Below are 20,104 nucleotides of genomic sequence, written 5' to 3' on the forward strand. Positions count from 1 at the left end.
CATCACGCGCTGTGCGGCACACGCATTGCTCAATGCGAGCGTCCATCGACACGAACCGCGCCACGTCAAGGCGGGCGCGCCGTGCGGCACGGATGGGAGGGAGTCACCGCGCGCCTCGCGACGGTTGCTCACATATCAATGGGCGATGGGCTCAGCGCCCGACATCGAGACAGGTGAACACAATGAAAATGATCCGAACCATGACCGCCGTCGTTGCGGTTGCATCGATCCTGAGTGCGTGCGGCGGCGGAGGCGGCAGCGACGTCGGCAAGGAGCTGGGGCTGACCAATCCCCAGATCCACTTCATCCACGCGATTCCGGGCGGTCCCGCGGTCGACTTCCTCGTCAACGGCAGCGCGCCTTCCGGGCAGACCAATATCTCCTATAAAGGCGTGACCAATCTCACGAATATCAACACGGGTTCGACCAACGTCGCCTATGCGGCCACCGGTTCGACGACCGCGCTCGCGAGCGGCAACTTCCCCGATGTCGCGAAGGGCCACGAATACACGGTGCTGGCGCTGCCGGCATTGACCGGCTCGGACATCGGCCTGATCGACGATCCGTTCGACAAGGGCCTGCTGTCCAATAGCGCGCGCGTGCGTGGCTTCAACGCGTCGGCGAACGCGACGAACCTCGATCTGTATCTGGTGCAGGCAAGCAACACCAACATCACGAGCGTATCGCCGACGATGGCCGGTGTGTCGTTCAAGAATGCGGTGCCGGCGAGCGGCCAGGATTCGATCTACGTATCGGGCGGCCAGTACGTGCTGATCGCGACGGCGGCCGGCAGCAAGACGCCGATCTTCCAGTCGGACTCGTTCTCGCTCGCGAACAATGCCGACTGGCTGATTACGTCGGTGCCGATCGCGGGCGCGCTGAGCCAGCTCGTGCCGGGGCAGATTCATCTGCTGATCGCGCAGAACGGCAACACCAGCACGCCGAGCATCGAACTGTCGAATACGCTGACGGGACAGTGAGGCCGGTCGATAGCCGGGTGTGACGACGCGGGCCGCCGTGCGTCCGCGTCATTGCGCGGACGCACGGCGGAAGTGCGATGAGTTGAACAACGATTCCGTCAGATCAGACAGAAAAATCAGGCAGCCAGGGAGGGCAGAACGGCGAGCCACGCGAGTGGCTCGCCGTTCTGTTTGGGACCTGTTGGGGCGGTCGGTAATTTGCGTCGGTAACGTGCGCAAAAGCACCGCATACGACGGACATAAAAAAGCCCGCCGCGACATTGCGCGGCGGGCGACCACCGATCCTTTCGGCGCTTAACGCTTATTCGCCTATTTTGCCTTTTCCGCCGAGTTCGTGATGGCATTGCCGCCCTTCGAGATGTCTTCGCCGGCCCCCGCCATCGTGTTGCAACCGGCGGCGAGCATGGCGGTTCCTGCGAGCAGAAGCAAAGCGATCAGTCGAGTCATGAAAGTTCTCCTTGTCGAGAATGCATCGGTTGATGTCGTCCGACCGGGGCCATGCCCGTCGATCAGGTTTCGATCCGGTCTCGAACCGGCCTGATTGCATGGTAAAAAAAGGGCGGGGGCGGCGCTGTCGGCCGCGCCGCGATTTTGTTGTAGGCGGGCTCCGGTGTTTGCGTCGGCGCACTCCTACAACGGTTAAGTGGCATCGCCGCGAAGCCTTGCCGGGCGGGGATCGGGACGGGCCTCAAGCCTGGCTCGACCAGACCGTGGTCGAATTCGCGGGCGGCAGATCGACCGATGGCGTCGCGGTGCTCGCGCTCGGCATCACGACGTCGATATCGGTGCCGCTCTGCGCGCCGCGGCGAATCTCGAAGCGCCCGCCGTGTGCCGCCACGCGCTGACGCATGCCGAGCAGGCCGTGCGTGTGCGTGCGCTTCAGATCGGCCGGCATGATGCCCACACCGTTATCGGCGATATGCAGCGCGACCTCGCCGTCGCCGACCCGCAACGCAATCTGTACCTTCGATGCCCGCGCGTACTTCGCCGCGTTCGTCAGCGATTCCTGCGCGACGCGAAAGAGCGCGATCTCGGTCTGCTCGTCGAGCTGGATGTCGTCGGCGGGCAGATGCAGTTCGAGCATCCAGTTGTTGCGCTGCGCGGCTTCGTCGGCGAGCGTGCGCAGCGCGGTGACGAGCCCGAAATTGGCGAGCACGGTCGGGCGCATGTCCTCGATGATGCGGCGCTTCAGCGCGATGCCCTGGTCGAGATTGGCGAGCGCGCGCTTGAGCTTGTCGGCGAGTTCGGGCTCGCTGTCCTTCAGCTTGCGACGCGCCCACGCGACGTCCATCCGGCACGCGGTCAGGATCGCGCCGAGTTCGTCGTGCAACTCGCGCGCGAGCTGGGTCTTTTCGTTTTCGCTGACCGCCTGCAAATGCCAGCCGAGCGCTTCGAGCTGGCGCGTGCGCTCCTCGACGAGCTGGTCGAGTTCTTCCTGCTGCGTGATCAGTTGACGCTGCGCGCGCGCCTGCCGGTCGATCTGGATGCCGAGATTGCGAAACAGCAGGATGAACAGCACGATATTCAGCGCCGACAGCCCGGCCGCGCACAGCGTGGAGAGCCGCTGATCGGCGCGGCTCGCGGCGAGCGCGTGCTGCGCGCGGCGCTCCTCGTTGTCGCGCAGCAGCGTGAGCGTGTTATCGATCAGCGACGCGTCGGCTGGATTGACGTCGCCTGGCGGGCCGCACGCGGCCAGATCGAGCGGTTGCGGCGCCGCGTGCTGCAACGCGGCGGCGCCCGCACCGATGCGCGCGTCGATCAGCGCGAGGATTTGCGTGAAGCTCGCGAGCTCCGCGCTGTCCGCGTGAGCGCTGCGATAGAAGCGCTCCAGTTGCCGCGTGTGCTCGCGAATGCGCGCGGCGCTCGCGCAGAACGCGTGCGCGGACGCATCGTCCTTTGTCAGAAGAAACTGGTTTTGCTGCGAGTCGAGGCGCGACAGGTCGCTCGCTAGCGTGCTCAATTGCACGGTCACGTCGCGTGCTTCGAGCGCGGTTTCGTATTCGGCGGTAATGCGCTGGCGCGCGGTTTCGAGAATCACGAGACCGCCCACCGTGATGACGATCGCCACCGTCATCGCGATTGCCCAACTGCGGTTGCGCATCCACTCGGCAAGTGTCGCCGCGCTCCAGCGGCGGCGGACTGGCGGCGGGTTCTGCACATTCGACACGTTTGGCTCCCTGGTGAGGACTTTGGCCACGTCGGGCCCCTTGCGCACGTCGACTACGTCGAGCGCGGCGTCGTTCTGGCGCGAGACTAACGCGCGCGATGCCGCGCAAGCAAGCCCGCGTAACGCCGTCGTAATCCAATGTAAGCGGATTCTCACACGAAAAACGGCGAGCGTCGGAATGCGCGCGCCGATGGGTGTCGATAGCATGAACGTGATCGTTCATTCACTGTTCCGGGAGGACGCCATCATGTTGAAGTGGGCCCTGTTCTTTGCGATCGTGGCCGTGATTGCCGGCCTGCTTGGCTTTACTGGCATCGCGGCCGGCGCGGCGGCTATCGCGAAGTTTCTGTTCTTCGTGTTCGTCGTGCTGTGCGTGGTGTTCCTCGTGCTCGGCTTCGTGGTGACCAAGAAGATGATCGATTAGCGTGATCAGGTCGATTAGTGCGGCGCGTTGCCGTATCGGCCGCCGCTCCCGTCGGTGCAATGAGGTGGCGGGCGAGCGGCTTGCTTCTCGCGTCATACGCAGACCAACAACGCAGGCCAACAAAAAGGGAGAAACGTCATGCTTCACTATGCCATCGTGTTCTTCGTGATCGCGATCATTGCCGCCGTGTTCGGCTTTACCGGCATCGCGGCCGGGGCAGCCGAAATCGCGAAGATCCTGTTCTACATCTTCCTCGTCGTGTTCGTCGTCACGTTGCTGCTCGGCGTGTTTCGAACGTAGGTTGTACATGGACGCGCGAGTGTGCATGAAGGCGACCCGGGCGAGGCAGCGAGGTACGTCATTGGCAGATAGCAGTCGATAAGGCAAAAACAAGGCAACGCGCGAGCGCGGCGTTTGAATGGTCCGCCTGAAAACGCCCGCGTTCGACGTACGCCGTCATTTCCCTGGCAGCGCATCGGGCGCGATTCGTGCTGGTGCGCGGTTCCCCCCAATACCGGATAAAGGAGAAGTTCGATGACGAAGCAATCTGGCGACACGTTCGTGATGGACATCAAGAAGATCCGCGAGGACGCGCGCAAGCATATGTCGGACGGCCCGGTCACGCAGACCTACAGCGCGAACCTCGACACGGTGCTCAAGCTGCTCAACGATGCGCTTGCCACCGAGATCGTCTGCACGTTGCGCTACAAGCGCCATCACTTCATGGCGAAGGGCATCAACTCGGAAGCGGTCGCCGCCGAGTTCGCCGAGCATGCGAGCGAGGAGCAGGAACACGCCGACCGCATCGCCGAGCGCATCGTGCAACTCGGCGGCGAACCGGATTTCGCGCCGCAGGGGCTGGGTGCGCGCTCGCATTCGGAATATAAGGAAGGCACCGATCTGACCGACATGATTCGCGAGAACCTGGTCGCGGAGCGCATCGCGATCGATACGTATCGCGAGATCGTCCGTTATCTGGGCGATAAGGATGTGACCACGCGCCGGCTGTTCGAGGAAATTCTCGCGGTCGAGGAAGAGCATGCCGACGATATGGCGGATCTGCTCGAAGGACGGCAGTGATCTGTGGGGCAACGCAGCGAAGCGATGCGTGGGTAGTGTGGCAGGACGGCGGTGTGGTGGTGGTGTGGCGACCGGCGCCGGCAAGGAAGCGCCGGGAGAACACCGATCAGGCACTGGCGTGCCGATGCCGCAAACGTGACGCGATGCGCGGCGAAGACATGAACACGGCGCGCGACGCGGCGCCATCACGTCGTCGCCATTTCGCGCTATTTCGCGGCCACGAATCGGCGCACCGCCGTATCCGGTCGGATCAGTGGACCGGGTTCATGTCCGCCCCGCTGCCCGGCTCATTACAATGTCTGCTTCGGAGCGATTCCCTTTGCACGGACACCCAACCGATGATTCGAGTGCTGATAGCTGACGATCACGCGATCGTTCGAGGTGGTTTCAGACAGTTCGTCGCCGACGAGCCGGACATGTGCGTCGCGGCCGAGGCGGCCACCGGCGAGGAAGCCATCGGTCTCGTGCGCGAGCAGGCGTTCGACGTGGTGCTGCTCGACATCGCGATGCCGGACAAGAACGGCATCGATACGCTGCGCGTGATCAAGCAGGTGCGCCCGCAACAGGGCGTGCTGATTCTGTCCGGCTATCCGGAGAGCCAGTACGCGATCAACCTGCTGCGCGCGGGTGCAAACGGTTATCTGAACAAGGACTGCGAGCCCGAGGAGATCGTGCGCGCGATCCGTTCGGTGGCGCGCGGGCATCGCTATCTGTCGGAGGCGGTCGCCGATACGCTCGCCGACAATCTCGACAAGCCCGCCGCGGGCCGACCGCATGAAGCGTTGTCGGAGCGCGAATTCCAGATTTTTCGCAAGCTCGCGGCCGGGCAGTTGCCGACCGAGATCGCGGAGGAACTGCATCTGTCGGTGAAAACAGTCAGCACATATCGCGCGCGCGTGCTGGAGAAAATGCGTCTCGCGAACAACGCGGACCTGACCTATTACGCGATCAAGAACGGCTTGATCGAATGATGGACGAGCGAGATCGCCCGATGAACAGCGAACCGAACCCTGTTGCCGGATCAGACAGTCACGCGCCGCTGCGCGTGCTGCTGATCGAGGATTCGCCGCTAATTCGCCGCAGCCTCGTCGAGGCGATCGATTCGTCGGGGTTGTTGCAGGTAGCCGCTTACGCCGATTCCGCCGATCAGGCGATCGCGTTGCTCGGCGACGAAGCGTTCGACGCGGTGATCGTCGATCTGCAACTGAAGCAGGGTTCGGGCGTACCGGTGCTCGCGTATCTGCAGCGCGAGGGGCTGATCGATGCGATGTTCGCGGCGGTGCTGACCAATCACGCGTTGCCGGCGTATCGTGCGCGCTGCGAGCAGTACGGCGTGCGGCACTTCTACGACAAATCGTTCGAGTTCGACCGCGTGCTGGATGCGTTGCAGGAGTATGCGTCGGGGCGGGGCGGCGGAATGTGAACGCTGAAGAGGGGCGGTGGTTTGAGTGCTGCTTTCGATGCGGTTTCCGATCCGGCTTCTAGTCCTGCTTTGCTTCCGGCGCCCGCTGTTGGTTTCGTTGTGACTCCCGCCGTGACTCCCGCCGTTGCTCCCACTATTACTCCCGCTGTTACTCCGTTCTCCACGCCCCGCTTTTCATCGCCTCTTCGAGCATGCCAAGCGTGAGCGCGTGGCCACCGAGCGCCTCGCGCGCCCTGGCGCTAAACGGCGATTTCAACGCAGCCGCGACGATGTCGCGTTTGCGCATCCTGGCCGATGGAACGTACCAGCTCACATCGAAATCGCCGAGGTCCACGTGAAAGCGCTCGGCCCACGCGTGCATCACCTCGACGATTCGGGCCGGCTCCCAATCGAGATCGTGATACAGATCCATGTCGCGGGTCGGCGCGTCGTCGAGCGATAACGGGGCGGGGGCGCGCATCGCGCGGATGAAGCGCTCGAGATCGCGCCAGGTGTTGCCCATGTTCATGACCGGCGAAGCAGCGCTCAATGTCCCGCCCGCGCCGGCAGCCGCAAATGATTCCACGCGCCGAGCCCAGCGAACAGGATCCCCGCGACGCTCACGCCGAGCCAGCCGAACATCGGCCATACGATTGCGCCGACGCCCGAGCCCAACGCCCCGCCGATGAAATACGCGACCATGTACACGGTATTCACGCGGCTGCGCGCATCGGGCTTCAGCGCGTAGATGCGCGACTGGTTCGAAATCTGCGCGGCTTGCACGCCGATGTCGAGAACGATCACGCCGATCACCAGCCCCGCAATGCTCTTTGCCGACACCCCGAAAATCACGAACGCGATCACGACCAGCACCAGCGACACCGTGATGATTGCACGCGGTCCGCGCCTGTCGGCGAACTTGCCGGCGAGCGGCGCGGCCAGCGCGCCCGCCGCGCCGACGATACCGAATAGCCCCGCCGCCTGCGGGCCGAGATGAAACGGCGTGCCCGCGAGCAGCAGCGCCAGCACCGACCAGAAGATGCTGAACGCGGCGAATAGCGCCGCGCCGGTCAGCGACGCCTCGCGCAGCGCGCGATGCTCGGCCACCAGATGCCACATCGACACCAGCAGCTTGCCGTACGGCAGCGTCGAGGTCGGCTGGCTTTTCGGCAAACGCAGAATCACGACGACCGCGAGCGCCAGCAGCGCGATGACCGATGCGCCGAATACCGCGCGCCAGCCGAAGTATTCGGCGACGATGCCCGCCGCGGTCCGCGCGAGCAGGATACCGAGCAGCAAACCGCTCATCACGGTGCCGACCGCGTGGCCACGCTCGGCCGGTGGCGCGAGTTCGGCCGCGAACGGCACGGCCTGCTGCGCGATTGTCGCAAGTACGCCGATGGCGAGACTCGCGACGATCAGCACCGCGAGCGTCGGCGCCGAGGCCGCGACGATCAGCGCGACGCAGATCGCGGCGATCTGCAGCAGGATCAGCAGACGCCGGTCGAAACGGTCACCAAGCGGCGCGAGCAGCAGCATGCCGGCCGCGTAACCGAGCTGTGTGACGGCCGGTACCGCGCCGACCCACGACGCGCTGCCGGGAAACGACTGGCGGAAGTTGTCGAGCAGCGGCTGGTTGTAGTAGATATTCGCAACCGAGATACCGGCGATCGTCGCGAGCAGCAGCAACAGGCTGCGCAACGATCGGGGCGAGGAGGTGGCGGTAGTGGAAGCGTCGGGTGTGGACATGACAGAGGCAGGCAGATTGGCGGACCGGCCCATGCGCGGTCCTCAAGCGTGCCGATCATACCGGAGCGGCGTGGTTCGTGCTTTGCGAGGCCGGCCGCGCGAGGTTCGCGCGGCGTTAAGTACGGCGCTGAGCACGACACCAGGCACGGCATCAAGCCTTGGGCTCAGTCGATCAACCCGTCATCGTCATAGAACGGATACGGCCCATCGGCCGCATCGACATACGCGTGATGCGTGACGATGCCGGTCGCCGGATCGTAGCGATGCAGGGCGTACGCGGGCGGCTCCATCACGAACACCGATGGCGCGTCTTCGCGCAGATCGAGCGCGACCTGGTGCGCGGGCGCCGGGATCGCGCTCGCGATCGTGCCGCCGAAGCGTACGAACATCGAGCGATGCACGTGCCCGCACAGCACGCGCTCGACGTTCGGATGCCGCGCGATCAGCGCCGCGAGTTTGTCCGACGCCGCCGGATCGAGGCGGATCTCATCCATATGCCCGATCCCGCATGCGAACGGCGGATGATGCAGCGCGACCACCACCGGCTTGCCGCGCGCCGCGTCGAGCTGTTCGCCGAGCCACGCGAGCCGCGCGTCGCACAGCATGCCGCCGCTCTTGCCGGGTACCAGCGAATCGAGCGCGATCACGCGCAGCGGGCCGAGGTCGAGCGCGTATTGCACGAACTCGCCGCCGCCTTGCAACTCCTCGTGCTCCGGAAACGCCGCGCGCAACGCATCGCGTTCGTCGTGATTGCCGACCATCAGGAAGTAGGGGAGGTCGAGCGGCGCGAGCAGCGTCTTCAGGTGTGCGTACTGTTGCGGGTCGCCCTGATCGACGAGGTCGCCGGTGATCAGCACCGCGTCGGGACGCGGCACGAGCGCATTGAGCGCGTCGACGCAGCGTGCGAGATAGGCGGCGGTATCGACGCGGCGATACGCGAGCACGCCCGGTTGCTTGATATGCAGGTCGCTAATTTGAGCCAGCAGCATGAGAGATCCTTCGGATTCTTGCGTGTTGAGCGCCGCGAGACGGCGCCGTCTTTACCTAAGATAGTGCAATGAGCGCATCCTGCTCGATCGAGATGCCGACCGGCGTGCCGCGCGCGAGTTCGATACGGCCCGCCACGTCGACGACGAGCGGCTCCGGCGCGGCGCCGCCAATTGTCAGACGCGTGCGTTCACCGAGAAACGCGGTGCTTTCGATCCTCCCGCGCAACTGCGCGACGGCTGGGTCGGTGAGGCGCGCGTCTTCGGGTCGGAAGAAAATCTCGTGCGTGCCGCCAGCGGCGGCCGACGCGTGCGCATGCGCGGGCAACGGCACGGCGCCGCCGCTCGTGGTCAGCATGCCGTCGCGCGGTTCGCCCGCAAGGCGGTTGATCGTGCCGACGAACTGCGCGACCGTGCGATTCGCCGGCCGATAGTAGATCTCGCGCGGCGAGCCGATCTGCTCGATGCGCCCCGCGCTCATCACGACGATGCGGTCGCCGAGCTCCATCGCCTCGGCCTGATCGTGCGTCACGTAGACGGTCGTGATGCCGAGCTCGCGCAGCAACGCGTTCATCTCGCCGCGCAAGGTGTCGCGCAGCCGCGCGTCGAGCGCGGTCAGCGGTTCGTCGAGCAGCAGCACGCGCGGCTGCACCGCGAGTGCGCGTGCGAGCGCCACGCGCTGACGCTGGCCGCCGGACAGTTGATCGATCGGTTTGTCGGCGTGTGCGGTAAGCCGCATCATGCCGAGCAGTTCGTCGACGCGTTGCCGCGCGAGCGCGGCCGGCGTGCGGCGGATCTTCAGCCCGTAGCCGATGTTGCCGCGCACGGTCAGATTCGGAAACAGCGCGTAGCTCTGGAACACCATGCCGACCGCGCGTTTCTCGATCGGCAGCGCGGTCACGTCGTCGTCGCCGAACACGATGCGGCCGCCCGCGTCGGGCGTTTCGAGGCCGGCGATCAATCGCAGCGTGGTGGTCTTGCCGCAGCCGGAGGGCCCGAGCAGCACCAGCGTTTCGCCCGCGTCGATGGCGAGATCCAGCGGTTCGAGCACGCGCGTGCCGCGAAACGTCTTCGCGCATTGCGTGAGCGTGATGGGAACGGAAGTGAGTTTCATCGCGTGTCGATGGCGTTGGCGGAAGAGACGGCGCGGCGCTTTTTCGACGCGCTGCGCTGGCCGGTCGCATCGACGCCGAGCCATTGCATCGCGACGAGCAGCGGCATCGTCATGATGAAGAACAGGATCGTGTACGCGCTGCCGATCTCGATGCGCATCGACGCGTAGGTATCGGCGAGGCCGACCGGTAGCGTCTTCGTATCGGGCGTGTGCAGCATCCACGTGAGGTTGAATTCGCCGATCGACAGCGTGAGCACCGCGAGCGCACCGGCGACGATCCCGGGCCGCGCATTCGGCAGCACGATCGTCACGAAGCGCGTGAAGAAGCTCGCGCCGAGGCTCGCCGCGCCTTCTTCGAGCGTGCGCAGATCGCTGCTCGCGCAGATCGCCGCGACCGCGCGCACCATGAACGGCAGCGTGAACACCACATGCCCGACGACGATAAACATCGCGCTCATCCGGAACGCGGTGAAGCCGCCGTAGATCACCAGCAGCGCGAGCGCGGACGCGAGGCCGGGCAGCGCGATCGGCAGCACCAGAAACTCCTCGACGATGCGCGCGAAACGCGTCTTGCTGCGCGCGAGCACGTAGCCGGCCGGCACGCCAGTCAGCAGCGTGACGACGAGCGTGGCGGCCGCGACTTCGAGCGACAGCCACACCGAGTCGTGATACTGCGTCCACACTTCGACGAGCCAGCGCAGCGTGAGGCCGCTCGACACGCCCTTGAAGTAATTGACCGTGAGCCCGGCGACGATCGACATCACGACCGGCACGATCAGGAACGCGCACAGCAGCAGCGTCACGCACCATTGTCCGGCGGCAAGCCACGCACGCGACGAGGGCCACGCGCGTCGCGCACGCGGTCCTGCTGCCGGCTGCGAAGAGGGCGAAGAGGGCGAAGAGGGCGAAGAGGGCGAGGAGGCGGTGATCGAGTTCATAGGAATGTTGTCGTTCCGTTCGCGAACGCCGGGTTCGGGCGACGTGCCGTTCATGCGCTCGCCGCCACGCCCGAGCCGCTCGCGCTGCGCGCCACCGCCAGCACCGCCCACGTGACGATGCCGAGCACGATCGACAGTCCCGCGGCCGTCACCATGTTCGCGTTCAGCGTGAACTCGGTATAGATGGTCATCGGCAGCACGTCGATGTCGGTGGCGAGCGTGAAGGCCGTGCCGAACGCGCCCATCGCGGTCGCGAAACACACCGCGCCCGCCGCGATCAGTCCTGGCGACAGTGCCGGCAACACGATGTCGCGCAGAATCCGCCATGGCGACGCGCCAAGCGAGCGCGCGGCTTCTTCGAGCGACGCATCGAGCTTGCTCGCCGACGCCATCACGGTGACGATCACGCGCGGAATCGAGAAGTACAGATAGCCGAGAAAGAGCCCGCTCATCGAATACGCGAACACCCAGCGCTCGCCCGCGAGTTTCAGCGACAGCGCGCCGATCAACCCTTGTCGCCCAGCGAGCATGATGACCATGAAGCCGACCACGACGCCCGGAAACGCGAGCGGAAACGTCAGCAGCGCGAGCAGCGTGCGCTTGCCCGCGAACTCGCGGCGCGCGAGCAACAAACCGGCGATCACGGAGAGCACCAGCGTCGCCGCCGTGACCGCCGCCGACAGCACCACGGTCGCGCCGAGGCTCGACATGTAGCGTGGATTCGTCAGCATCGCGCGATAGGTTGCGAACGCGTGGCCGCCGCCGGAGAGCTGCGCGAGTGCGCCCATCGGCAGCAGCCAGAACGCGATGAACACCACGAGCGCCGGCGCGAGCAACGCCACGCGCCAGCGCAGCGGGAACGTGACGTCGTTCAATGCATCACCTGCAGATAGCGCTCGCCGAAGCTCGACTGTTTCTCGGCCATCTTCGCGAAGTCGACCGGTTTGGCGCGCGCGTACTCGCTCGCGGGCAGGAATTTCGCGGCCGTGTCGGCGCTCATCGCGCTCGCGCGCACCGGCCGCAGATACGCTTGCGCCCACAGCTTCTGGCCTTCGTCGGACAGCACGAAATCGAGCACCTTCTTGCCGTTCGCGTCGTGTGGCGCGCCCTTCACGAGGCTCATCACGTACGGCACCGAGATCGTGCCTTCCTTCGGAATCACGAATTCGACGTTCGCGTGATCCTTGTACTTCGCGCGATACGCGTCGAAGTCGTAGTCGAGCAGGATCGGAATTTCACCGGACAGCACGCGCGCATACGCGGTCTGCTTCGGCACGATCGGCGCGTTGGCCTTGAGCTTCCTGAACCAGTCGAGGCCCGGCTCGAAGTTATCGAGCGTGCCGCCGAGTGCCTGATTCACCGCGACCGCGCCGGCATAACCAACGAACGCGCTCGACGGATCGAGGTAGCCGATCATCCCCCTGTATTCGGGCTTCAGCAGATCGGCCCACGAGCGCGGCACCGGCTTGCCTTCGAGCGCGTCCTTGTTGACGAAGAAGCCGAGCGTGCCCGAATGGATCGTGAACCAGTAGCCCTGCGGGTCTTTCAGATCGGCGGGGATGTCGTCCCAGTGCGCGGGCTTGTACGGCTGGATCACGCCCTTATCCTTCGCCTGGAACGCCGACGACACGCCGAGATAGACGACGTCGGCGACTGGGCTCTTCTGTTCGGCCATCAGTTGCGCGATCGATTGCCCGGAGTTCTTGTTATCGAACGGCATGCGGATGCCGGTCTTCTGCTGGATCGCCTTGATCTGGCTTGCCCAGTCGGCCCACTCGGGCGGGCAGTTGTAGCAGATCGCGGTTTCGTCGGCGCGCGCGGCTTGCGGTGCGAGCGTGACGAGTGCCGCGCCGGCGATGAGCAGGCTCGCCGGCAGCGCGGTTGTGGCGGCGTGTGAGAGTTTTTGCCAGAGTGGCTTGAATGGTTTGAGCGGCTTCAGCGGCTTGAGCGGCGACGCGAAACGTGAAAGTGTGCGGATCACTGCGGGTCTCCTGAGGCGGAAGAGAGCGGGTGGTTTTGGGTTGCGTTGGCGTGGGTGCTAGTGCTGCGTTGTGTGTTGGCGCGTGAGGTGGGTCGGGTGGATAGCGCGAGCCGTGTTCGAGATGCCGGCGGTGTATGCGAAGCGCGGACCGCGCATGCTGCCGGCTTCAGTGCCGTCGTTATTGCATGCGCTTTCGCAGGCCGATATGGTTCACGCGTAGGGCCTCGCTGCGGTCAGCGGACCATCGCGATCGGTCGATGCTTCGATCGTTCCCAGCGCCGCGATCGTCGCGCCTTCGCGCACGCTGTGCGGCAAGGTCAATGCGAGGGGCGTCGCACCGCACGTGTCGTCATCGCCGCCGATGCGCGTCAGCAACCGTTGCCATGCCGCGCAGCCGATCTCGCGATTCGGTGCGCAGATGCTCGCGAGCGGCGGCGACAGCAGCTCACCCATCGCGAGACCGTCGAAGCCGAGAATCGACATATCCTGCGGAATGCGCAGACGCGCGCGACGCAGACCGCGCATCACGACCATCGCGAGCAGATCGTTGCTGCAGAAGAGCGCGGTCGGACGATTCGCGCCGTGCGTCAGATGCGCGAGCACCGACGGCGCGAGTTCGTCCGCGTTGAAGTCGACTTCGAGCGCGGGCGCGGGCACGAGTCCGGCCTGCTGCATCGCCTCGCTATAGCCGAGATGACGCTGCCGCGCGCGGTCCGACGCGGCGAACGAGCCGGCCAGCATCAGGATGCGGCGATGGCCTTGCGCGATCAGTCGGCGCACGCCGTCGTAGGCGGCGAGACGATTGTCGACCGACACCGACGGCCGGCGCATCGTGTCGTTGTGCATCAGCACGTAGAGCAGGCCGGCGCGGTCGAGTTCGTCGAGCAGCGGATGCGCGTCGGCATCGGCGACGGTCAGGATCAGCCCTTCGACGCGATGCTCGCGCAGCGTTTCGATCGCGTGACGTTCGCGCTCGACGTCGTACTGCGTGGTCATCAGCATCAGCCGATAGCCCTGCGCAGAGGCGAGTTCGTCGATGCCTTGCAGACATTCGGCGAACACGGGATTGGCGAGCGTCGGCAGGATCACGCCGATCAGACGCGTACGCTCGCCGCGCAATTGCCGGCCGAGCGGGCTGGGACGAAAGTTCAGCGCGTCGATCGACTGACGCACCTTGTCGAGCGTAACGGGGTTCACGGTGTGCGGCGCGTTGATCGAGCGCGATACCGTCGCAATGGAAAAGCCCGCGTGGGCGGCGACATCCTTGATGGTCGGCGTCATCGGTTGGCGGTCCGCTGTAAACGTTTTCGTGAGCGGATTATGGGTAAGGTTTGTGACCTGGGGATGACTGGGGTGGGGGAGGTAGGGAGGGGCGGCGCTGGATCAACAGCCGGGTGGGTGGCGGCGTGCGTGACGAGGTTCGCTCCATCGGAGCGTGACTGGATCAGCGCTGTAATTCGCGATATACGAGCGTTCTTTGGTGCCCTCGCGAGGCAATGGTAGAATTCGCGTCCACGCGCGCTAGCGCCCCCCCGCCGGGGTGATGAAATTGGTAAACATAGCGGACTTAAAATCCGCCGCCTCACGGCTTGTCGGTTCGAGTCCGATCCCCGGCACCAGCGTTACCGCAATGGTTGCCGCAAAGAACTGCAAGAGCACTCGCAATATCCCTGCCGCCGCGCAAGGAAACCAGGCGAATTGCGAAGATGCCTGCATACAGTCTGCCATGCGCGAATGACGGGCATGACATGGATGACGCAAAGCGCAGATCGTCGTCCTATTCAAGTTCGCCGCGACATCGAGCGCCACGACTCGAAAGCGCGCCACCGGCTCCCACGTCTCCGACTAAAGCCAGTCTTTTTCAACACAATCGGAACGCCTCGGGCATCCGCTTTCCCCCATCCGCTAACCTGATCTGATTGGACAGGTCGATATCGCCATGCTTTGGCTGTTGCCGGCTAACGAAGCAACCGCGCTTGCGTGACGCGGCGCGCTGTCTGTGTGGCCGTTTCGTCGAACCTCATGGACAACGGCTCGCGGCGAGCGAACAATGCCCGTAATGACCGCGGCCTTGGGGCAGATAGCGTTTCCGATGCTGCGAACCTCGCTCTTTTCAACCATCGAAGGGAGTCATGCATGGACAAGCAACGTTACCGCTTTCTGGTCGCGGCCGAAGACGCGGCTACGGCCGGGCAGGCAAGCCAGGCGTTAGCGGACATGCTCAGAGAGATCGAGCAGGTGCAGGACGTCGATCGTCAGAAGGTCGACGAGGCCACCATGGATCTCGGCACGATCGTAACCGCACTGACCGCATCCGGCGCGACGCTCGCCATCGCTCAAGGGATCGCCGCGTGGCTGCGGGCGCGCAAGGGCGCGTCGATCACCATCGAACTCGATCCCGGCTCGGGCAGTGTGAAAGCGGTGGTGGCGGGCGTCGACGCGGAAGCGGCCGTCAGGATCGCCGAGATCATCCGAAGTTGACGCGGCGGAGAATCGGACCGTGCAGGCGTCCCGCTTCCTTGCCGCCGAATCGACGGCGGCCGTCGTTCTCGGCTCCCACGACTGGAGCGGGGCCGGACTGGGACGCGCGCCGGCTTTTCTGCGGGCGGGCAAGGAGTTCGTGCGCTATCTGATCGACAGCGCGGGCCTCGGTCTCGACCCTGCACTCGTGCTGGATCTGTTCGACGATCCGGCGCCCGCCGGCGAACAGCTCGCGCGGCTCAGAGACACGTTCGATGTGCTGCTTCGCGAGCGTCGCGACGAAGGCCGTCCGGTGGCGGATGTTCTTGTCTACTACGTCGGGCATGGCCAGACGGACGAGCAGGGGCATCTGTCGCTGCTGGTGCGCAGCAGTCATCGCGGCATGGAGTCGGAGACCGGCATCCGGGCCGCGGATCTCGCCAGGGTGCTCAAGGTTGCCGCTCCTCAACAGCGCCGGATCGTCGTGCTCGATTGCTGCTTTTCCGAGGCGGCCGCGCTTGAATTCATCGGCATGTCGGCGTCGCTGGAGCAGGCCATTGCCGCGACCGCCGCCAGGGATCTCGGCGACGACGAACCGCGACGCGGCACCTTGCTCATGTGCTCGAGCCCGATCGGCGAAGTGTCGATCGGACCGCCCAATGCCAGAATCACGCTGTTTTCAGGCGCGATGCTCGATGTGCTGCGCGAGGGCGCCGATGGCTATCCCGCCGAACTGTCTTTCGCGGACGTCCGCGATGCCGCGTTCGAGCGGATGGTACTGGGCTTCGGCGCCCACGCGCCCCGTCCGGTGCTCCATCAGGTGAATGCGAAGCAGGGTGACCTGACGCGTATCAAGGTTTTCCCAAACCGCGCGTTTCGTGGCGAGGCGACGGTGAAGTTCGAGCCGGCCGACGACGAGGTCCGCGCGGCAGCCGGACACGAAACGCCGATGGCGCAAGCGAAGTCCGAGCGCCTTCAGCATGAAGCCGGGGCTGTGGCGCAGGGCGACGGCCGACAGGCGGACCCGCAGGCGCGCGCGCAGAGCGAATACCGGCAGGATAATCGGCGCGTATCCGAGGCAACGCAACATGCCCGTTCAAAATTCGTGCTCAATATACTTGTCTCATTCCTGTTTTTTATCGCGCTGGCGATGGCATATATTATTCTCGTCAGTGGGCATTTCTAACCGGTTGTCTCTTTCGTCGTTTCGCCGTGAATGAGTTCGCGCTCCCTGGTCCAGGTGGCCGTTATGGCGTTAGTCAATAATTAATAATCAACGACATCATCCATTTTCTGTCGATTGACTTTCAATGCTGTTTCTCCGGATTGGAGCGTGCCTAAGTCGATTTCCGCCAATCTTCATAATCCGCTGGCGTATGGGTGCGAGCCAGTTACAGTGACTCAGGCGACATCGGCGATATAGGTCGTTTCACGCTCGCTTAAGCTTTATATTCGGGTAAACAGATTATGAGGCGACGACTGACGGTGAGACACTTAAAACAACTCATTGTGTCGTCGAAAACAGTGAGAAAAACACCGTCGTAACGGACGCTGATAATGCCATCCGATTATCGTTTCCTTCCAATCCTTGCGGCGGCATTTCAGCGTGCACGCACGGGCAGCGTATTGGTGGTTTTTGTGTCGGTGGTGTCGTGCGCTTATGCGGACATGGTGATTACTTTCGCCGAAAGTCCGGTGTCGGTGATTCGCGGCGCGTTTCTGTATCGAACGGGGGCGGGCACGAATCTGCGCGACGACGACATCGTCGAAACGGACGCCGGACAAGCCGCGCAACTCGAGGACGGTGCCGGCACGCTGATCGCGCTTGGGCCGCGAACGCGGGTTCTGTTGCGAACGACGTCGGCACAGCAGCCTGCCGCGGCAGGACCGGTGCGGATTGCAATGTTGAACGGTTGGCTCAAGGCCGGCTCTGCGGTGGGCGTGGCCCGGCAATTTCCGCTTTCGCTCGAATTTCGCGGACTGACGATCGAGCCCGCAGGCGGTCGTGCGTGGTCGGTCGTCGCAATGGTGACCGACCACCGTGCCGGACTCTTCGCCGAGACCGGCGATGACGCGATTGCGGCGCGCGCTCCCGCCCCGCAGCCTGAACGAACGCTTCGCGCCGGTCAGTACCTCGAGTTGAATGCCGACGAACTGCCGCGCGTGCAACCGCGCCCCTCCGTGGAGTTCGTGCGCGGTATGCCGCCGGTCTTCCGGGATCCTCTCGTTGGACAGGCGGGGCGGCTGCAGAGCCGGCACGAACTTCCGGCGCCGCTGCGCGCGGTCGATTTCGCGGACGTGTCCGACTGGCTCACGAGCAGCGTGAGCGAACGGGAGACGTTCGTCAGGCGCTTTGCTCCGCGGCTCGGATCGGCGTCCTTTCGCGCGGAGGTCGACGCGCATTCAAGCGATCTGCCGGAATGGCGTCCAGTTCTTCACCCGCCGCCGCGCGCGTCGACGGTGGCGCGCAAGAGGCGCGCTCAGGCGTCGCCGGAAGCGGGCAGCGGAAGTGGCGTCGACACCGAGTACCAGAATGAAACGACATCGGGTGATGTCGATGCGCATTGAACGCACTGGGGTGAATTGAAGCCGCATTGAAGCCGTATTGAAGCCGTATTGAAGCCGCCCCTGCGGCGCTAAGCGTCGAGATTCTTGCACGTTAATGATGGGGAGCAGCCATGAATCTGTCGTTGACCCTGAAATTCAATCTGGTCTTCCTCGTCGTGTTCGGGGCGGGATTCGTCGCGACCGGCGTCGTGGCCGACCGGGTACTGCAGGAAAACGCCGCACGCACGACGATGCGCGACGCGAGTCTGATGATCGAGGCGGCCACCGCGGTGCACAACTACACCGCCGAACAGGTGACGCCGCTGCTTTCCACGCAGATTAAATATACGTTCGTCCCGCAGTCGATTCCCGCGTATTCCGCAACCGAGAGCCTGCTCGCAATCCAGAAGAAATTTCGGGGCTTCTCGTATAAGCACGCGATGCTCAATCCGACCAATCCGCGCGACCGCGCGACGGACTGGGAGAACGACGTGATCCGTCGCCTGCACGATCATCCCGAGTTGCCCGAGTTGACTGGCGAGCGCGCCACGCCATGGGGCCCGAGTCTTTACATCGCGCGGCCGACCCGGATCGACTCGGGTGCTTGCCTCGAATGCCACGGCTCGCCATCGGCCGCGCCGAGCACTGTGCTGGACAAATATGGGCCGGCGAACGGGTTCGACTGGCCCTTACACGAAACGATCGGCGCGCAGTTCGTGTCCGTGCCGATGGTGTTGCCGCTGGAGCAGGCGAGGGGCGTCTGGCGCACGTTCATGGTGTCGTTTGCCGTGGTGTTCGCATGCGTGCTGGTCGCGCTGAATCTGACCGTGCATTTTCTGGTGACGAAGCGGCTCGGTGCGTTGTCGCGCGCGCTCGACGAGGCCAGTCGCGGGAAACTCGATGCCGCATCGTTCCCGACGCGCGGCGGTGACGAAATTGCGTCGCTCGCGGTGTCGTTTGAGAGGCTGAAAAACCGGCTGGTTGATGCGTTGAGGATGCGGGAATCGTAGGGCGTGATGGTTGGGCGGGTTGACGTTTTTGCGCAAGTTCGACGGTGACTGGAAAGTCACCAAGGTCGTCGATACGCTCGACTATCAGTGATGAGAGGGGGAGTCAGGGGTGATTGTGGCCTCTGGTTATTATTCCCACCGCTCGGACAGAGTTATTTCGGATTTCGTTGAGCACGTTGCCACGCAATGACGCTTGCCGGCACAACCCCTGCTGCGGAGATCAGATGCGCGACGACGAATAGGAGCAGGGCCAACATACTGTCGATGTCGGCGGCATCGGGGAGATAGTCGGGACTTTCCATCTTGCGTATTGCCCACTCGGTGCCGTGCTGCAGCCATAGCGGGATATCCCACGAAATATTCAGGAGCGCCGAGGTGAGCAGATGGCCCATGACGAGCCAGACGGCAAATGAGGCGAGCCACCACACAATGCGGCGCATCACTGCACTTCAACCCGGTTATATGTTTTTAGTTTGCTGCCAGGCGGTGACATCATAGGTTTAAACATTCTTCGTTGCATGCGGCTTAGGGTTATTCAAATCAGCATCGCGTTGTGGCGGAGTTCCGGTTTTAGCATCGTGTCCGTATGGTAGATATAGGACTTCGCCCAATTGGCTCACACGTTTGACGAACGCCCGCGTTGCTGGCGCTCACGGTACGCGCTGCGCTTCTGTTTAAATGTGCCGCGAGCCTGGGCTCGAGTAAGGTCGAGTAACATTCGGTCCAACAACCGAACAACCGCTATGTCGTCTCTCAACCTCAAATACCTCACCGGCTACCCCGCACCACTTCAAGACAAGGTGCGAACGCTGATCGCGACCGATCAGCTCGGTCCCTATCTCGCGCAGAAGTATCCGAACACGCACGAGGTCCAAACCGACCGCGCGCTGTACGCGTACTGCGCGGAGCTTAAACGCGAGCATCTGCGCAGCGCCGAGCAGATCGACAAGGTCACCTACGACAGCAAGCTCGACGTCGTGCGTCATGCGCTCGGCCTGCACACGAGCATTTCGCGCGTGCAGGGCGGCAAACTGAAGGCGAAGAAGGAAATCCGCATCGCGTCGCTATTCAAGGCGACCGCGCCGGAATTTCTGAAGATGATCGTCGTGCACGAACTCGCCCATCTGAAAGAGAGCGATCACAACAAGGCGTTTTATCGTCTGTGCGAGTTCATGCAACCGGGCTACCACCAGATCGAGTTCGACCTGCGTCTGTATCTGACGCATCGCGACCTGACGAAGAAAACCGCCTGACGTAGGTCGTCGG

The 20,104-nt window shown here is 64.1% G+C and carries 22 protein-coding genes and 1 tRNA gene; 12 read left to right on the top strand and 11 right to left on the bottom strand.

Annotated features, from left to right (window positions below; translation table 11 throughout):
- Positions 1 to 182 precede the first annotated feature (182 nt).
- Positions 183 to 980 (top strand): DUF4397 domain-containing protein, encoded by a 798-nt coding sequence (locus HHL14_RS02745; RefSeq protein WP_169496027.1) that lies wholly within the window; start codon positions 183 to 185, stop codon positions 978 to 980.
- Between the two features lie 309 nt (positions 981 to 1,289).
- Here HHL14_RS02745 and HHL14_RS02750 read toward each other — a convergent pair whose 3' ends face one another.
- Entirely contained in the window at positions 1,290 to 1,427 is a 138-nt protein-coding gene (locus tag HHL14_RS02750; RefSeq protein ID WP_169496028.1) for an entericidin A/B family lipoprotein, read from the bottom strand.
- A gap of 241 nt (positions 1,428 to 1,668) precedes the next feature.
- Positions 1,669 to 3,354, bottom strand: coding sequence for a sensor histidine kinase (locus HHL14_RS02755; protein WP_169496029.1), 1,686 nt, complete (start codon positions 3,352 to 3,354; stop codon positions 1,669 to 1,671).
- Between the two features lie 40 nt (positions 3,355 to 3,394).
- Here HHL14_RS02755 and HHL14_RS02760 point away from each other — a divergent pair, with 40 nt between their 5' ends.
- The 5 genes from HHL14_RS02760 to HHL14_RS02780 all read left to right on the top strand — a co-directional run bounded on the left by HHL14_RS02760 (position 3,395) and on the right by HHL14_RS02780 (position 6,074).
- Positions 3,395 to 3,571, top strand: a complete 177-nt coding sequence (locus tag HHL14_RS02760; RefSeq protein WP_090805380.1) for a DUF1328 family protein — start codon at positions 3,395 to 3,397, stop codon at positions 3,569 to 3,571.
- Between the two features lie 138 nt (positions 3,572 to 3,709).
- Entirely contained in the window at positions 3,710 to 3,871 is a 162-nt protein-coding gene (locus HHL14_RS02765) for a DUF1328 domain-containing protein (RefSeq protein ID WP_006052455.1), read from the top strand.
- 234 nt (positions 3,872 to 4,105) lie between these two features.
- Positions 4,106 to 4,651, top strand: coding sequence for a ferritin-like domain-containing protein (locus HHL14_RS02770; RefSeq protein WP_169496030.1), 546 nt, complete (start codon positions 4,106 to 4,108; stop codon positions 4,649 to 4,651).
- Positions 4,652 to 4,989: 338 nt separating this feature from the next.
- On the top strand, positions 4,990 to 5,622 hold the full coding sequence (locus HHL14_RS02775; RefSeq protein WP_169496031.1) for a response regulator: 633 nt from the start codon (positions 4,990 to 4,992) through the stop codon (positions 5,620 to 5,622).
- Between the two features lie 20 nt (positions 5,623 to 5,642).
- Complete coding sequence (locus tag HHL14_RS02780) at positions 5,643 to 6,074, top strand: response regulator (RefSeq protein ID WP_169496032.1); 432 nt, start codon at positions 5,643 to 5,645, stop codon at positions 6,072 to 6,074.
- Between the two features lie 148 nt (positions 6,075 to 6,222).
- On the opposite strand, the gene HHL14_RS02785 is transcribed toward HHL14_RS02780, so the two are convergent.
- From HHL14_RS02785 to HHL14_RS02820, 8 genes are all read right to left on the bottom strand, one after another.
- Complete coding sequence (locus HHL14_RS02785; protein WP_230412890.1) at positions 6,223 to 6,603, bottom strand: DUF1493 family protein; 381 nt, start codon at positions 6,601 to 6,603, stop codon at positions 6,223 to 6,225.
- Entirely contained in the window at positions 6,600 to 7,802 is a 1,203-nt protein-coding gene (locus HHL14_RS02790; RefSeq protein WP_169496034.1) for an MFS transporter, read from the bottom strand. The genes HHL14_RS02785 and HHL14_RS02790 overlap by 4 nt, the downstream gene beginning before the upstream one ends.
- 164 nt (positions 7,803 to 7,966) lie before the next feature.
- Positions 7,967 to 8,791, bottom strand: coding sequence for a phosphodiesterase (locus tag HHL14_RS02795; protein WP_169496035.1), 825 nt, complete (start codon positions 8,789 to 8,791; stop codon positions 7,967 to 7,969).
- Between the two features lie 55 nt (positions 8,792 to 8,846).
- Positions 8,847 to 9,902: an ABC transporter ATP-binding protein gene (locus tag HHL14_RS02800; RefSeq protein WP_169496036.1), complete on the bottom strand. Its 1,056-nt coding sequence runs from the start codon at positions 9,900 to 9,902 to the stop codon at positions 8,847 to 8,849.
- Complete coding sequence (locus HHL14_RS02805; RefSeq protein WP_230412891.1) at positions 9,899 to 10,840, bottom strand: ABC transporter permease; 942 nt, start codon at positions 10,838 to 10,840, stop codon at positions 9,899 to 9,901. Before HHL14_RS02805 ends, HHL14_RS02800 begins: the two co-directional genes overlap by 4 nt.
- 50 nt (positions 10,841 to 10,890) lie before the next feature.
- Entirely contained in the window at positions 10,891 to 11,715 is an 825-nt protein-coding gene (locus HHL14_RS02810; RefSeq protein WP_169496038.1) for an ABC transporter permease, read from the bottom strand.
- On the bottom strand, positions 11,712 to 12,716 hold the full coding sequence (locus HHL14_RS02815) for an ABC transporter substrate-binding protein (RefSeq protein ID WP_206002190.1): 1,005 nt from the start codon (positions 12,714 to 12,716) through the stop codon (positions 11,712 to 11,714). The genes HHL14_RS02810 and HHL14_RS02815 overlap by 4 nt, the downstream gene beginning before the upstream one ends.
- 315 nt (positions 12,717 to 13,031) lie before the next feature.
- Complete coding sequence (locus tag HHL14_RS02820; RefSeq protein WP_169496039.1) at positions 13,032 to 14,102, bottom strand: LacI family DNA-binding transcriptional regulator; 1,071 nt, start codon at positions 14,100 to 14,102, stop codon at positions 13,032 to 13,034.
- Positions 14,103 to 14,355: 253 nt separating this feature from the next.
- On the opposite strand from HHL14_RS02820, the gene HHL14_RS02825 reads away from it, so the two are divergent.
- The 5 genes from HHL14_RS02825 (at position 14,356) to HHL14_RS02845 (ending at position 18,838) form a co-directional block, all read left to right on the top strand.
- Positions 14,356 to 14,440, top strand: a tRNA-Leu gene (locus tag HHL14_RS02825).
- Between the two features lie 517 nt (positions 14,441 to 14,957).
- The gene (locus HHL14_RS02830; RefSeq protein WP_169496040.1) at positions 14,958 to 15,302 is read left to right on the top strand and encodes an effector-associated constant component EACC1; all 345 of its coding nucleotides are present in this window, start codon (positions 14,958 to 14,960) and stop codon (positions 15,300 to 15,302) included.
- Between the two features lie 19 nt (positions 15,303 to 15,321).
- Complete coding sequence (locus HHL14_RS02835) at positions 15,322 to 16,467, top strand: caspase family protein (protein WP_169496041.1); 1,146 nt, start codon at positions 15,322 to 15,324, stop codon at positions 16,465 to 16,467.
- 515 nt (positions 16,468 to 16,982) lie between these two features.
- Positions 16,983 to 17,849 carry a hypothetical protein gene (locus tag HHL14_RS02840; RefSeq protein ID WP_169496042.1) on the top strand — a complete coding sequence of 289 codons (867 nt, stop codon included), beginning with the start codon at positions 16,983 to 16,985 and terminating at the stop codon, positions 17,847 to 17,849.
- A gap of 110 nt (positions 17,850 to 17,959) precedes the next feature.
- Entirely contained in the window at positions 17,960 to 18,838 is an 879-nt protein-coding gene (locus HHL14_RS02845; protein ID WP_169496043.1) for a Tll0287-like domain-containing protein, read from the top strand.
- Between the two features lie 152 nt (positions 18,839 to 18,990).
- Here the strand turns inward: HHL14_RS02845 and HHL14_RS02850 are convergent, their stop codons facing one another.
- Positions 18,991 to 19,278, bottom strand: coding sequence for a hypothetical protein (locus HHL14_RS02850; protein WP_169496044.1), 288 nt, complete (start codon positions 19,276 to 19,278; stop codon positions 18,991 to 18,993).
- A 303-nt stretch (positions 19,279 to 19,581) separates the two neighbouring features.
- Here HHL14_RS02850 and HHL14_RS02855 point away from each other — a divergent pair, with 303 nt between their 5' ends.
- Positions 19,582 to 20,091, top strand: a complete 510-nt coding sequence (locus HHL14_RS02855) for a M48 metallopeptidase family protein (RefSeq protein ID WP_169496045.1) — start codon at positions 19,582 to 19,584, stop codon at positions 20,089 to 20,091.
- Positions 20,092 to 20,104 lie beyond the last annotated feature (13 nt).

The sequence above is a fragment of the Paraburkholderia antibiotica genome (assembly GCF_012927125.1).
Taxonomy (GTDB): domain Bacteria; phylum Pseudomonadota; class Gammaproteobacteria; order Burkholderiales; family Burkholderiaceae; genus Paraburkholderia; species Paraburkholderia antibiotica.